Origin of the sequence: Sphingomonas melonis DAPP-PG 224 (assembly GCF_000379045.1) — a bacterium.
GTDB classification, from domain to species: Bacteria; Pseudomonadota; Alphaproteobacteria; order Sphingomonadales; family Sphingomonadaceae; genus Sphingomonas; species Sphingomonas aquatilis.
In genome coordinates, this window is the sequence record NZ_KB900605.1 from 2,984,935 (window position 1) to 2,998,334 (window position 13,400).

10 protein-coding genes and 1 pseudogene are annotated in these 13,400 nt (G+C 61.8%); 7 read left to right on the plus strand and 4 right to left on the minus strand.

Translation table 11 applies throughout. The annotated features are described in order from the left end of the window. Positions 1-13 precede the first annotated feature (13 nt). From SPHME3_RS20150 to SPHME3_RS0114475, 3 genes and pseudogenes are all read left to right on the plus strand, one after another. Positions 14-1,579 (plus strand): annotated as a pseudogene (locus tag SPHME3_RS20150) (copper-translocating P-type ATPase); the annotation flags it as partial. After that, on the plus strand, positions 1,576-1,965 hold the full coding sequence (cueR, locus tag SPHME3_RS0114470; protein WP_018250936.1) for a Cu(I)-responsive transcriptional regulator: 390 nt from the start codon (positions 1,576-1,578) through the stop codon (positions 1,963-1,965). The pseudogene SPHME3_RS20150 and the gene cueR, both read left to right, overlap by 4 nt. A gap of 563 nt (positions 1,966-2,528) precedes the next feature. Further along, positions 2,529-3,323: an alpha/beta fold hydrolase gene (locus tag SPHME3_RS0114475; RefSeq protein ID WP_018250937.1), complete on the plus strand. Its 795-nt coding sequence runs from the start codon at positions 2,529-2,531 to the stop codon at positions 3,321-3,323. A gap of 529 nt (positions 3,324-3,852) precedes the next feature. On the opposite strand, the gene SPHME3_RS0114480 is transcribed toward SPHME3_RS0114475, so the two are convergent. Further along, positions 3,853-5,142, minus strand: coding sequence for a GMC family oxidoreductase (locus SPHME3_RS0114480; RefSeq protein ID WP_231376760.1), 1,290 nt, complete (start codon positions 5,140-5,142; stop codon positions 3,853-3,855). After that, positions 5,049-5,513, minus strand: a complete 465-nt coding sequence (locus tag SPHME3_RS21605; protein ID WP_026189105.1) for a GMC family oxidoreductase N-terminal domain-containing protein — start codon at positions 5,511-5,513, stop codon at positions 5,049-5,051. Before SPHME3_RS21605 ends, SPHME3_RS0114480 begins: the two co-directional genes overlap by 94 nt. A gap of 363 nt (positions 5,514-5,876) precedes the next feature. Here SPHME3_RS21605 and SPHME3_RS0114490 point away from each other — a divergent pair, with 363 nt between their 5' ends. From SPHME3_RS0114490 to SPHME3_RS0114500, 3 genes are all read left to right on the plus strand, one after another. Next, on the plus strand, positions 5,877-6,761 hold the full coding sequence (locus tag SPHME3_RS0114490) for a transporter (RefSeq protein WP_081614865.1): 885 nt from the start codon (positions 5,877-5,879) through the stop codon (positions 6,759-6,761). A gap of 679 nt (positions 6,762-7,440) precedes the next feature. Next, positions 7,441-8,289, plus strand: coding sequence for a 3-oxoadipate enol-lactonase (pcaD, locus tag SPHME3_RS20155; protein ID WP_081614866.1), 849 nt, complete (start codon positions 7,441-7,443; stop codon positions 8,287-8,289). Then, entirely contained in the window at positions 8,286-9,749 is a 1,464-nt protein-coding gene (locus tag SPHME3_RS0114500) for a benzaldehyde dehydrogenase (RefSeq protein WP_051076126.1), read from the plus strand. Before pcaD ends, SPHME3_RS0114500 begins: the two co-directional genes overlap by 4 nt. Before the next feature lie 602 nt (positions 9,750-10,351). Here the strand turns inward: SPHME3_RS0114500 and SPHME3_RS20160 are convergent. Further along, entirely contained in the window at positions 10,352-11,338 is a 987-nt protein-coding gene (locus SPHME3_RS20160) for a sensor domain-containing diguanylate cyclase (RefSeq protein WP_018250942.1), read from the minus strand. Positions 11,339-11,630: 292 nt separating this feature from the next. Here SPHME3_RS20160 and SPHME3_RS20165 point away from each other — a divergent pair, with 292 nt between their 5' ends. Next, entirely contained in the window at positions 11,631-12,404 is a 774-nt protein-coding gene (locus tag SPHME3_RS20165) for an aspartyl/asparaginyl beta-hydroxylase domain-containing protein (protein ID WP_051076127.1), read from the plus strand. 18 nt (positions 12,405-12,422) lie between these two features. Here SPHME3_RS20165 and SPHME3_RS0114515 read toward each other — a convergent pair whose 3' ends face one another. Then, positions 12,423-13,370 (minus strand): LysR family transcriptional regulator, encoded by a 948-nt coding sequence (locus SPHME3_RS0114515; RefSeq protein WP_018250944.1) that lies wholly within the window; start codon positions 13,368-13,370, stop codon positions 12,423-12,425. Between the last annotated feature and the right edge of the window lie 30 nt (positions 13,371-13,400).

Genomic DNA, 13,400 nt, shown 5'->3' on the forward strand with positions numbered 1-13,400 from the left:
CCGTTCCCAAACAGCCTCTAAGACAGCTCGGCGCATCGGCTCCGATGGGACCGAGAGCGACGTGCCGTTGGCGGACATCGCTAAAGGGGAGCGGTTGCGTGTACGCCCAGGCGAGTCGATCCCGGTCGACGGCGTCGTGACGGACGGACGCTCGTCCGTCGATGAATCGATGCTTACCGGCGAGCCGGCGTCGGTGCCCAAGGCGGCCGGCGCGGCGGTCACCGGCGGCACGGTCAACGGCACCGGCAGCCTCGTCATGGAAGCACAGGCGATCGGTTCGGACACCGTTTTGGCGCGCATAGTCGCGATGGTGACAGAAGCGCAGCGCAGTCGCGCACCGATCCAGGCTGTGGCCGACCGCATCGCCGGCTGGTTCGTCCCTGCGGTTGTGCTGGTGGCGATCGCGACTTTCATCGTCTGGAGCCTGGTCGGGCCGGAGCCGCGCTTCGGCCACGCGCTGCTCAACGCAATCGCCGTCCTCATCATCGCGTGCCCATGCGCGCTGGGCCTCGCAACGCCGATGTCGATCATGGTCGGCACCGGACGCGGCGCGCAGGCCGGCGTGCTGGTCAAGAATGCCGAGGCGCTGCAAGCCCTCGACGGCGTCGATACGCTGGTGATCGACAAGACCGGCACGCTCACCGAGGGTAAGCCAAAGCTCGTAGCGATCGACCCCGCCCAAGGCTTCGCAGCCGATGAGGTGCTGGCGCTTGCTGCCGCTCTGGAGCAGCGTTCCGAGCATCCGCTTGCCGTGGCGATCGTCGCAGGGGCGCGTGATCGTGGGCTCGTTCTGGATGACGTCGACGATTTCGGATCGCAAACCGGCACGGGAATCAGCGGGACCGTCGGCGGGCACGCGATCGCAATCGGCAACGCCGCACAGATGCACAGGGTCGGCGTTGACATCTCGCTGCTCAATGTTGCGGCCGAAAGCCATCGGGCGAGCGCAGCTGGCGTCATGTTCGTCGCTGTCGACGGGAAGGCTGCAGGTCTGATTGCGGTCGCCGATCCGATCAAGGCATCGACACGCGAGGCCCTCGCCGCGCTTCATGAGGAGGGCCTGCGCATTGTCATGCTGACCGGGGACAGCCGCCGCACGGCCGAGGCGGTCGCAAACGCGATCGGCGGCATCGACGAGGTCCATGCAGATCTCAAACCCGACGACAAGGCGCGCATCGTCGCTGAGCTGAAGGCAAATGGCAGATGCGTCGCCATGGCGGGCGACGGCATCAACGACGCGCCGGCGCTCGCCGCGGCGGATGTGGGGATCGCGATGGGTACAGGCACCGACGTCGCCATCGAGAGCGCCGGACTGACCCTGACGAAGGGTGATCTCGCGGCAATGGTCCGGGCGCGCCGGCTCGCCCGCGCGACCATGGCCAACATCCGCCAGAACCTCTTCTTCTCGTTCCTGTTCAACGGTATTGGCGTGCCGGTCGCGGCAGGTGTGCTCTATCCGGTAGCAGGCATCCTGCTGTCGCCCATGTTCGCGGGTGCCGCCATGGCCCTTTCCTCTTTCACGGTGGTCACCAATGCGCTGCGGCTCAACGTCGTGCGGCTCGACAGAGGCAAACCATGAACATTGGGCAGGCCGCGCAGGCAAGCGGCGTGTCGCAGCGAATGATCCGTCACTACGAGAAGGTCGGTCTCGTCCCGCCGCCGGTGCGGCGGGACAGCGGCTATCGCGATTATTCGGACGCGGACGTTCATCGCTTCCGTTTTATCGCCAATGCCCGTGACCTTGGTTTCCCGATCGAGGAAATCCGCTCCCTCCTCGGCTTGTGGCAGGACCGAGGGCGATCGAGCAGGGATGTTAAGGCGCTGGCATTGGCGCGTGCCCAGGAGCTTGGCCGCAAGGCCGCCATGCTTGAGGCAATGAGGGCGGCGCTGAACGAATTGGCCAAAGCCTGTCATGGCGATGTTCGGCCCGAATGCCCGATCATCGAGCGCCTCGCCCGGACATAGGGGTACGCCTGATATTTTTTCATGGCGACTGCCGCGCCGGGATTGCTGGCACGATCATTAACGCGTTGCACCAGGAGATCAGGGCGGAGCCGAACGTCGCTTTGCTCCCGGTCATGAACACACGGGCGAAACCGCCCAAATCGGCTGTTTGTGGTTGAAGCATTTTGATCTCTGGAATACTGAAAGTCTTCCTGCGCTTGCTTCCGATGTCCGATCGCTGCGTCTGGCTGCAAAATCAGCTTCGAATTCAGATAGCGAGTATCGTGCATGGACGCCACCTATGGGTGATCCGACACCGTTCTCCGGACCACCCGGGTTAGAGTTTCCCGGCGATGAAGCGCTCGATGATGTTCTAGGTTGATCAAGGGGACGATGTCGAATGGTGACGACAGTATGGCGGTTATGTCATCTCGTTCCGGAAGGCCCGTCACCCGGGTAAAATGCCCTCCTTCCGTAATAGCAAGGAAAGTAAAGTTCTGCCGCAATTCCATATCATGCTCAAAGGCTATTAAGACCACACCCAACGCGTATTGGACTGATGACGACGACAAGCTCACCTGCTGATGCAGGAGATCGTCAATATGTCACGCACCATGGTTTACGCGCAAAGTCTGGAACAACCGCCGCCCTCCCCTTCCCGATCGACGCATCCGGGATCATTCGAGCCGATCGTCTTCCTGCCCGGTTTGTTGTGCGACCAATCGCTCTGGCGCCGCCAGGTGCGTGCGCTCTCTGACGTCGTCGCGCCGATGATCGCAGACCTCACCCTGGACGACAACGTCGGCGACATGGCGCTACGGACACTTGCAGCAGCCCCGCCCCGCTTCTCCTTGGCCGGCCTCTCGATGGGCGGCTATGTAGCGCTCGATATAATGCGCAGGGCGCCTCACCGTGTACGTCGTCTGGCCCTTTTCAACTCAAGCGCGCGCGCCGACACGCCGGAGCGGATCGCTCAGCGCCACGCCGGCATCGAATCCCTTCAGCGGGGCAAGTTTCTGGGCGTCACTCGCCGCTTGCTGAACAGTCTTGTGCATCCAAGTCATGTCGAAGGGACCGTTGCCGACGAAATGCGCGCAATGGCCCAACGCGTGGGCGGAGAGGCTTTTCTTCGGCAGCAACAGGCAATCATGAACCGGCCCGACTCGACCGGTCTCCTCGGCAGCATCGCGGTCCCCACAATGATCGTCGCTGGCGATGGGGATCGGATTACGCCGCCCGAACACGCGGAAGAAATCCACGGCAACATCGCGGGTTCAGTAATGCATATCATTCGCGACTGCGGGCATATGGCGGCACTGGAGCATCCGGAAGAAACGACCGCCCTTCTCAGGGAATGGTTGGCAATGGAGGCCGACTGATCGTCGCCCGAGAGGCAGAACGTTCGGTTTGTCCAGCCAACCGTGCATGTCTAAAGCGATTTGCGGCACGTAAGCTGTTCCGGTTGCGGTGGCGTAATGGGAGGATGTCTTCGCCCCGCCGAGCCCGTCGGCGAGGAGCCGAGGAGTTACCTTACATCACTCATCTCGGTCGTTCTTCTGCGCGGGGCAAAGTTTTTCCGGCGAGGTCATCGGCTTATCGATGTCCACCGCATGCGCCTCCACGGCGCTCGTAGCTGTTCCCTGCTCAAATCGGAAACCATTGGTGTGCTTGAAGAGGATAGACCTTCGATATCCTCCACTAACCCGCCGATTTTTTCTGATCACGCAACAGCACCTCCTGATGATCGTCCGATCCTGTGCGGTTTGTGGGGACGGCGTTGAGGGTTCTCTTCGTCATTTGCCACATCGACAGCGCCTACCACAGCAGGGCGACTTGATTTCGTGTACCGTCATGATGTGTGATCGGCTGGAGGAAGCAGATTGCCGGCGCAAAACCGATGCTGGATTTTCAGGCAGGCAACGTCCGGGCGGAAAAGACGACCGCAGACTGCGCCGAGCTGGGAGCCTGTCCCGTAGACCGGTGCAAGACGTCCTCCACCAGCATGGCAGAGGCATGGCGTGCGAGGGCCTGGGTGGGGGCGTTGGTGTTTCCACTCGTGATGTTCGGCATGATGGACGCATCGATGACCCGCAGACCTTCAACTCCGCGTACCCGCAGACGCGCATCGACGACGGCCCGCTCGTCCGCCCCCATCCGGCAGGTGCCGACCGGATGCCACATCGTCGTGGCGACGCGTTTGACCCACTCGCCGATCTCCGCGTCCGTCTGCGCTTGCGGACCAGGCTCAATCTCTTCCTTGATCACGGGCGCGAGCGACTCCTGGCGCATTACTTCACGAATCGCGCGGACGGATGCGATGGCGGCCTTCAGATCCTCCTCCTCGCCGATGAAGTTCGGATTGATGAGCGGCATCGAGGTCGGATCGCCATCCGCCAGGCGAATCGAGCCGCGGCTTTTCGGCTGAAGGACGACGAGCTCGAAGGTGATGCCGGCGCGATCGCCTGTCGGACTCAAACCGTCTGCCGAGATGATCGGAACATGATAGCACTGGATGGTGGGTGCGGCCGTGACGTCGGCAGGATTCCAGTAGGACACCGTCTCGATGCCATTACCCGACGCCGGGCCGTCCTTGGTGACGAGGTAGCGCAGACCGGCCTTCATGCTTCCGAGGCCTTGCGCCGCCATCTGGTAGCCGAGATCGCCCTTCACATAGGCGCGCACGGGGACGATCGGATGATCCTGGAGATTCTCGCCAACTTCTGGAGAATCGACAATGACCGGAATGCCATGCTGTTGCAGCTGCTCAGCCGGCCCGACGCCTGAGTGCATTAGGATCTTCGGACTTTGGATCGCGCCCGCCGAAAGGATCACCTCTCCCGCCAGGATAACTTCCGGAGTCGCCCCATGGAGTTCGACGCCCACGGTACGCTTGTTCTCGATCAGGATGCGCGTGACGGTCTTGTCGGTGAGGAGCGTTACCCGGCCCGAGGCGAGATGCGGTCGCAGATAGGCGTCGGCCGCGCTGCACCGGCGCTGGTTGCCGACCGTAGACTGGACCGGAGAGACTCCGATCTGGCTCTTGCCATTGTAATCAGGATTGTAGGGAAGGCCATATTCCTGGAATGCCTTCAGGCAATATTGGTTCAGCTTGTTGATGCCCTTGGGCAATTGGACCGACAGCCCGCCATTGATGCCGTGATAGTCGTCGTGGAAAGTGTCATTATCCTCCTGCGCCATGAAAACGGGAGGAGGTCCGCATAGGACCAACGGCCGGTGTCGCCAACGGCGTCCTGCCAGGCATCATAATCGCGCTCCTGGCCGCGAACGTAGCACATCGCGTTGATCGACGACCCACCGCCGAGCACCCTGCCCGCGCGATAGGCGCGGACGGTCCCATGCTGCGGCACCGTCTCATACTTCCACACGTGCCGGTCATGGATGAGGATGTTGGCGAAGCCCGCGGGGATGTGGATGAACGGATCGCGATCAGTCTCGCCCGCCTCAATAAGTGCGATCGACGCTTCGGTGTGCTCGGCCAGGTAGCTCGCCACCACACAGCCGGCTGCACCAGCGCCGACGATCACGAAGTCGTAGCTTTCCTTGGACATTCTCAGTCTTCCATACTCGCGGTCGCCCCAGCGACCACGGACAATCCACGCGACTGCCTGCCAGCCTGAGCGCGGGCTGGTATTCCGAGCGCGAACCCTATGCTGACCGCGTCTGACCCGTTGACGGTGTAATCGGCAGGCGCATTTCGCATTAGAAGCACCGCTGCCCCATTCGAAATACCTTATCGATAACCTGCTATATCGCGAGGGTATCATGAGGCGTCGCGGCTGGAAGTTGCGCGGCGGATTTGTCGAAGGCCGCCGCGCGGCGATACCGAACGGGTATAGCGCGCAGACCATAAAGGTTTTTGCTTCGATCGCTTGGCCTGGTCATTGAATAACCCGATATCCAGGGAGGGATCGATGGGCTGGCGCCGTAGCGGATTGTTCTTCTTGCTTGCAGCCGCTGTGGCTAGCCCGGCGGCGGCAGTCGATGTGGATCCTGGCGACTACGTCGCTTTGAAGCCTGGCACCAACATGTTGCTGTTGTACGGCACCTACACGGATCGTGATGCGATCCAGGTGCCTGGCGTGGGCCTGCTCGGAGATGGCACCGAACTCCGGTCAAGCATCGGGCTCGTCCGTTTCGTTCACTTCGTGAAGATAGGTCCGTTCATTGCCGACCCGCAGATCATCGTGCCGTTCGGCGCGATTTACACCGGCCGTGCGGCCGGTCAGAGGCTACGGAGTTCAAGCGGAATCGGCGACATCATGCCATTCGCGACCTTGTGGCTCGTGCATCATGACGATCCCGTGCACGGCACCTATGTGGGCTTCTCGCCCATCGTCTCTATACCAACCGGGACCTATAGCCACAACAAAGCCGCCAATATCGGCGGCAACCGCTACACATATGACATGCAGGTCGGCATCGTGCAGGGTATTGCGCGTCGGTTCGCGCTCGAAGCCTATGGCGACATGACATGGTATGGCCATAATGGCGACTATGGTGCTGAAAGGCAGACTTTGACGCAACATCGCACGGACGCCATGCAGATCTGGGGCCGCTACACTCTCTCGCCCAAGACGTCAGCGTCGATCGGCTATGCCGGCTATTGGGGTGGCCGCCAATATGTCGGTGGACTCTACAACGGCACGAAGACCGAAAACCAGCAAATCCGCTTCGCCGTGCAGACGTTCGTCGCGCCGGGTCTGCAGGTCGAGGGTAGCGCGGGCCACATGGTTCATGTTGAGGGCGGGTTCCGTGAGGCAATACGGGCCCAGATCCGCATCGCCAAAATCTTTTAGTCAGCGTCCATGGCGAATGGCCGGAAAACATGTGCAGGTCTTGATCGAAACAACACCAGACCCGCGCCAATCTTTCGGCTAGCGTCATGGACGCCCCGATCGAGAACCCGATCCGGTTTGTGAGTGCATGACCGAACGGCGGGCTGCCTCGAACCAGTCGCTTTCAGGGTGGGCGATATCAAAACGGTTTGGCCGGTTACCGAAATGGTCTTTTCGTTAGCGGCCGGCATTCGCCATGTCGCTCGCGTGCCGGCGGCAGCCGGCATCAGTAAGTGAGGTTGGTACAAGGAGTCGTTCTCATCCCCCTCCCCCTGGGAATGACTCAGGGGCGATGCCATGAAAATGGCGCCGCCCGCTTACCTTCCGCTGCAGCTCGCGTGGCGCACCCAAAGCCCGCGAGCTGCACGCTTCTGAAGTTTGGAATATCTATGAGAACAATCGTATCCACAGAGGCGATTCCCGCCAGACCGAAACATACCGCCGAGTGGCCCTTCCCGGTCCGATATGGCAAAAAGCGCTTCCCGCTGAAGGGTCGTATCGCATACCGAAGTGCACCGTTGCGCCGCCGCGCACGATCTTTCCCGATCGCGCCCGGATCACGACTGACGATGGCTGGCGGTCCTCGTCTTGATCGGTTCGCAATCATTCCGAGCTTCCGGATCGCAGAAGGACTAAGTTCATGGCGACAACCGTGAGACGCGGCGTCAGCATCCATTGGGAGACGGCCGGCGATACTGGAGGTCAGCCGCTTCTCCTCCTCAATTCGATTGGAACCGATCTGCATCTGTGGGATCGGGTCCTGCCCTATCTGGCCGGCTTCCATGTGTTGCGGATGGATACACGTGGCCATGGCCGTTCTGAGGCGCCTCGAGGAGACTATAGCATCGACATGCTGGTCGATGATGTCATCGCGGTGCTCGACGATGCGGCTGTGGCGCGGACCGCGGTCGCCGGCGTCTCGCTGGGCGGCATGATGGCTATGGGACTGGCGCTCGATTACGCGGACAGGGTCGACGCGCTTATCCCGGTCTGCACCTCCGCAACGATGGACCCGAGCGCCTGGGCGGCACGCGTGCAGGCTGTTCGCCACGGAGGCACCGAGGCGATCCTTGACCTGGCCATGGGACGTTTCCTGGCTCCGGAATTCCGGAAGACCGACCCGGATGCCAGCGATTATATTGCCGAGGGGCTGCGTCGCATGTCGAATGATGGCTATGCCGGCTGCGCCGCCGCGATCCGCGACATGGACATCTATTGGCGGCTTCGGGAAATCGAGGCTCCGACTTTGGTGGTCGCCGGCGATCTCGACACGTCGACGCCGTTCGAGGGACATGGGCAACATATTGCCGAGGCAATCCCCCGGGCGCAAACAGCCCATCTCCACGCCGCGCACCTCGCGCCGCTTGAAGCGCCGGAAGCGCTCGCGACTACGATCATCCGCTTTCTCAATTCATGCAACACCACGGCACCGGAATCCCTCAGCGAGCGCCTTCCGCCTGCCACCTCGACAATCGGAGATGCATTATGACGACGACAAAATTTCTGACAAAAAACCATCTGAGCGGTTCCATCTTCGACGGGGAATGGACAGCGAGACCGGCGGTGGCCGACGTGATCGAGCCCGCGACAGGCCAGGTGATCGGCAAGATCGGAATGGCCGACACCGCCGATATCGCGACCGCGGCTGCTTCTGCCCGCAAGGCCCAGAAGGCGTGGGCTGCGACCAGCCCGGACCAGCGTGCGGGGGTCTTCCCGAAGGCGGTCGAGGCCGGTCACGCACACTGGGACGAGATCGTCGAATGGATCATGCGGGAGAGCGGCTCCGTCCGCGCCAAGGCCGAGTTCGAGCTTCGTCTGTCTCTGAAGGCGATCCAGCTGGCAGGCGGCATGCCTTATGAGGCGCAAGGACTCGTGCTGCCGAGCGAGGCGGGACGCACCAGCCTCGCCAAGCGCCGCCCGCTCGGCGTCGTCGGGATCATCGCGCCGTTCAATTTCCCGCTCTACCTCGCGATGCGCGCCGTCGCGCCGGCGCTGGCTGTCGGCAACGCGGTGGTACTCAAGCCCGACCCACGCACGGCGGTGTGCGGCGGCTTCGTGATTGCACGCCTATTCGAGCTCGCGGGTCTGCCCGCCGGCGTGCTCCAGGTCCTTCCCGGCCGGGGCGATGCGGGAGAAGCCCTGTGCAGCAATCCCGACATCGCTATGATCCAGTTCACCGGCTCGACCAACGCCGGCCGGATGGTCGGGCAGAATGCGAGCAAACACCTCAAGAAGGTCTCGCTCGAACTGGGCGGCAAGAATTCGCTGATCATTCTCGATGACGCCGACATGGAGCTGGCGCTCAGGAATGCCGCCTGGGGCGCCTATCTTCATCAGGGCCAGATCTGCATGTCTGCAGGCCGTATCCTCGTTCAGAAATCGATCATCGAGGATTTCGCGGCAAAGCTCGCGGAAAAAGCCCGGGCGTTGCCGGTCGGGGATCCGATGAGCGGAACCGTCGCGCTTGGGCCGATCATCAACCAGCCGCAGCTCGATCACGCGTTGTCGGTGCTCGAGACGTCGGTGGCGGAGGGGGCGGAAATTCTCGCTGGCGGCACGTCGGAAGGACTGTTCCTTGCGCCGACCGTACTCAAGGGGGTCAGCCACACAATGACGGCCTTCACCGAGGAAATCTTCGGACCGGTCGCGGTCCTCGTGCCGTTCGAAAGCGACGACGAAGCGGTGGCGCTCGCCAATGACACGGAATATGGCCTATCGGCGGCCGTCATTTCGCGGGATGTCGGTCGCGCGCTCGCACTCGGCGAGCGCCTGCACGCCGGCTTGCTGCATATCAACGACCAGACGGTCAACGACGATGTCGTGAACCCCTTTGGAGGGATCGGCGCCTCGGGCAACGGTACTTCTATCGGGGGACCCGCCAATTGGGAGTTGTTCACGGACTGGCAGTGGGTCACGATCAAGAGCGCGCCACCGGCTTATCCCTTCTGATCCAGTCGGATTGAACCCGTTGTCGACCTCCTGACGGCAATGTCGAGGTCGGCAATCGGACAAGGCTGGGAAAGTGCAGTCGCTGCGGTGGTCGCCGTTAAATAGTCGTAACGGAGATATCCTGGTTATAAAATGTGCAATCAGGATCGTTCGGTAGCATGAGCCGGATTTTGTAAAGTCAAATCTGGCGTTTTGGCGCTATTCTATCTAGGTATGATCATGCTATCATTTTTAGCATAGTGCCGCATCGGCATCTGCGGGTGCATGTTTCGCAATTGCACAATAGACGGAGAGACAGCATGAGAGGTGGGCCTTTCAGACATCCTCTCCTAATACTTCGGCCACCTTCGGGTGGCCTTTTTTTGCGGATTGTCGTTCTCGGCTTGTCCGTTTCGTTTTGCCGGAAGCGACTATGCTCGTCAGCCTCCGCCCGCCCTTTTCCGGCGCTGACGATCGTTGCCGCTCAGGCCTGGCCGGCGATTGAGAGGAGTTTCCGTCCCGGCGCGCAGCACGCCCGCCGGCTCTCAAAGCGAACTGCATCTCTCGATACAGGGTTGCGTCGGAATCTTTCCAAAACCGCGCGACACCATGAGGAATCCCGTTCAAACGGCTGCGTGGCCGTTCCGTGCTGGTGCGAAGAGCAGCGCTTCCGACACCTGGTTTCGCCCCTCGGCTTTTGCCCGGTAAAGCGCGTGATCCGCTGCTTGGAGAAGACCTTCCGGCATCCGCATGGACCCGCCATCCCGTGATACCGCAGTCGCGACACCGATACTGATTGTCACATGCCGGGCAGCCGAACTGCGCGCATGCGGGATCGAGAGGGCGATGACAGCCTGCCGCAACCGCAAGGCGACCTCCATGGCGCCTTCGCGGCCGGTGCCGCCCAGAACCACCGCCATCTCCTCACCACCGTAACGAAAGGCTGTATCCGTCGATCTGGAAAGCTGGGAGCGAATGCAGGTCGCCACGCTCCGCAGGCAGTCATCTCCTGCCTGATGGCCATATTCGTCGTTGAACAGCTTGAACTGGTCGATGTCGATGAGGAGCAGTGCCATCTGGCCTTCCTCGCGAACGGTCCGGTCCCATTCACGCTCGAGGGCCTGATCGAACGACCGCCTGTTCGCAAGCCCCGTCAGTGCGTCCTGCAGAGCCAGCTTGGCGAGCTCTTCCTCAAGTTGCTTGCGTGTGGTGATATCCCTCAGCACGAGGACGGCCGAACCGTCTCCCGCGGCATCCAGACGCGCCGTCGTCTCGATCCAGACGGTACTTCCGTCGGCGCGGCGTACGCGGGCTTGTGTCCACGCGTCGGCAACCTGGCCCGACTTCAGCTTGACGATCGTCTCCGCGACCCTCGCCCGATCCTCCTCGATCACGGAACCGAGGACGTCCTTCCCGATGAACGCTTCGGGCAGCCAGCCCAGCAATGTCTCCACCGACGGCGAAATATAGTCGATACGATCGTCCGGGCCGACATGCGCAATCACATCACAAGCCTGTTCCGCGAGCGCGCGATAGAATGCCTCCTCACCGTCGCGCCGCGGAACCGACGGTCGGACGTTGCGCCTGAACAATGTTTTCAGCTTGATCATGCATCAGATGTAGGCGCCTGGCGTTAAGATCGGGTTGCTTCCGTCCGCCGTTCGGGCACCTCGTTCCAATCGCGAAGCGATGGCACCTACCGACGCCCATCGATACCCGATCGGTATGACCCCGGACCAAAACGATCTTTGGCTCTTTCGAGGAACGGGGCCAATCGGGAGCCGCGGCGTGTCGATGTGTCGAGCATCCTCCTGAAACCGGGTTCAGCGCGGATTTGATGGTCGTACAGGGGCGCTCCGGACCTTCTGGAGGTATAATCGAGAACCGGCATGTGGGTGAACGGTGACGGATGATTCTCGAGGCGCCCACCTCGGGGCGGGCAAAAGGCCGCTTCTCATCAGGCTGGGCAAGAAAATGCGGCCCTCGCTGGACGCCTTGATCGCCCGCTCATCGCGCGTTCCAAACGATCCGGCCCTTGATCCTGCGATGTTTCCCTGGACGGAGATGCTTCGCTCCAATTGGGGAGCCATCCAATCGGAAGCGCTCGCAGTCACACAATCGTCCGATGCTGTTCCCACCCTGCGGGAGATTTCCCCGGATCATACCAGAATCGCCACCGATGAGGGGTGGCGCTCCTTTTTCCTGATCGGTTACGGCCAGCGTGTCGAACGCAATCTGGCGCGCTGCCCGAGGACGGAGAAGTTGCTCCGTCAGGTGCCCGGGCTCAACAGCGCCTTCTTTTCCGTCCTGCGGCCGGGTACTCACATTCCCAAGCATCGGGGCGTCACGAAAGGCCTGCTAACCTGTCATCTGGGCCTGCAGGTTCCCCGTGGCGCGGGCCTTTTCATGACCGTCGGTACCCAGACACTCGGCTGGCGCGAAGGAGAGACGCTTGTTTTCGATGATACCTGGCATCACGAGGTCTGGAACGGCACAAACGGAACCCGGATCGTGCTGCTTGTTCAGTTCGAGCGCCCGCTCGCACAGCCTGGCCGTGCAATCGCGCAAGCTTTTCTGGCTGGCATCCGGCGCTCGGCCTTCGTGAAGGAAGCGCTTAAGAACATTGACAGGTGGCAGCGCGCCTTCGACGAGCTCGATCAGCGTGAAGGGTCTTGATGCCGCGTGTCTCGACGTCTATTCCGTTTCCTGATTACCGCTGATCGCGTCGACCATGCCCTGCGGCAGCGGAAAGCCCCATTCCGCGAAGACGTCCATGAACACCTGGAACAAGGTGTGGAGCTCCTCGGAACGGTCATCGACCCGATGGCTCAGGATCATCGGAATCGTCATGGCGCCGCCGAGTGCGCGAAAGGCGATGTCGACCCGGCCCATGCGTTGCACCGAGTCCGGCACGACACATACTCCTTCGCCCGCCGCTGCCATGACGAGCGCCGTTTGCAGTTCGCGCACTTCGATGATCTGGGACGGATACATGCCGAGATCCTGGAACATCGATATAACGACGTCCGCATAGCTCGGGCGCGGCTCCTTGGGATAAACGATGAGTGGAAGATCGCCCACAGCTTCGAGTTCGAGCGGTCCATCGCCGGCGGCAAGCGGATGGTCGGGCGCCATGGCCACCGCCAGCGGCTCTTCCCGCAGAATTTCCCGACGCACGGCCGTATCATTCAGGCGCAGGCGTCCGAAGCCCGCATGAATGCGCCCCTCCTTGAGAGCCGATAGCTGTTCGGCACTGTTCATTTCGACGAGACTCAGGTCGACATTTGGCGCCCGCGCACGAAAACGACGCACCACCTCCGGCAGACGCGCATAGAGCATTGACGAGACGATCCCCATGACAAATCGCGGGCGCTCCGAGGCGACAAAGCGTTTCATCGTCGTGCGCATCTGCTCGGCTCGCTGGATGACCTGGATCGCCTGCTCGTAGAAAAGCTGGCCTGTGGGCGTGAGGGCGAGCGGCCTTGCCTCACGGTCGAAAAGCTTCGTTCCGAGTTCCTCCTCCATTTCATGGATCCGGCGGCTCAGCGGCGGCTGGGCCATGTTGAGCCGCTCAGCGCCACGCGTAAAGCTTCGTTCGGTCGCCACGGCGACGAAATAGCGGAGATGTTTCACATCGTACACGATACCCCCACGGTATTCGTTCGAACCATA